The 1084-nt window shown below is 39.8% G+C and carries 1 protein-coding gene and 1 pseudogene; one reads left to right on the forward strand and one right to left on the reverse strand.

Going from position 1 to position 1084, the window contains the following annotated elements; all coding sequences use genetic code 11:
- The first annotated feature begins 182 nt into the window (after positions 1–182).
- The gene (locus AC2VE5_RS28080; RefSeq protein WP_486890785.1) at positions 183–932 is read left to right on the forward strand and encodes a nucleotidyl transferase AbiEii/AbiGii toxin family protein; all 750 of its coding nucleotides are present in this window, start codon (positions 183–185) and stop codon (positions 930–932) included.
- A gap of 49 nt (positions 933–981) precedes the next feature.
- Here AC2VE5_RS28080 and AC2VE5_RS28085 read toward each other — a convergent pair.
- Positions 982–1084, reverse strand: a pseudogene (locus tag AC2VE5_RS28085) (exodeoxyribonuclease VII small subunit); the annotation flags it as partial.

The raw sequence follows: 1084 nt of genomic DNA on the forward strand, positions 1-1084 counted from the left end.
ATCAACGACACCAAATGAGGCCCGCCACCAGGAGACGTTTATCGCTTTACTCCTGAGCAGATGCTAAGTCGCTACGAACGGGGTTGGTCATACCGCAAGCTATTCAATAATCTTGAAGGTGAAGAACTAAAGTTTTTGCAGAAGCTTGCAAAACGATATAAGTCTTGGCTACAAGCCACGTTATGACTTTTGAGCTAGATCATCACAATAAAATCCTAACTATTTTAAATAGCTTAGATGATGAAATTCTTAAAAAGGGTTCTGCTTACTTTAGAGGCGGAACCCTTTTAGCACTTGACTTGGATGAATATCGTTGGAGTAAAGATATTGATTTTATTGCTTCAGTATCTTCATCAGGTTATGGATTCTTACGAAAGATTGTATTTGATAGTGGTTATAAAGGATTATTCCGAGATTTAAGTAAAATCAAAATCGGGCGCGGTACTACTGACCAATATGGAATTCGGATGATAGTTTTGGTTGATGATGAGCCGATCAAAACGGAAATCATTGCGGAGGTGCGCTTTGAACTAGATTCGCCTAGATATCCAGAATGGTCGCCTGTTGCTTGTCTAAGTGTGAGTGATTGTTTTACCTCTAAATTATTGGCAAATAGCGATCGCTTTGCAGACGAAAGCATTGAATCTAGAGATTTAATCGATTTAGCTGTTCTGAGACTCCAATCTGTCCTTCCTCCTGAAGCTGTGAAAAAGGCTGAGAAAGCCTACGAAGTCATGCGTCCACTAAAAAGAGCAATCCAACGTTTTCAGGAAAGACCAGATTATCGGCGAGAATGCTTTGCTAGTCTCCAAATTGATACTCAGAAAGTCCCTAAGATTATTGATGGCATTGATTTATTAGCTCAAGATGTAGGTTTAGCGGCTACAGAAAGAGTCTTTAACGAACAGCCAAATATTTTCGACATCTTGTGAAAGATGTATTACTCAGCTTAAGCCGATTTTAGCTATTAGTAAGCGGGTTTCAAAAAGAATCAGGTTGCTCTGTCAAAGTTTCAATCAATAAACTCATTTGCTGCTGCTTTTGGGTTAAAAAAGCCTCGCACTCGCGCAAATACTCCACCGCC

It is taken from the genome of Aliterella sp. E5.1, from assembly GCF_057473825.1.

What these genes read in the sequence shown, in the direction of transcription:
- AC2VE5_RS28080 (WP_486890785.1), top strand. Translation starts at nt 183, where the DNA reads ATGACTTTTGAGCTAGATCATCACAATAAAATCCTAACTATTTTAAAT.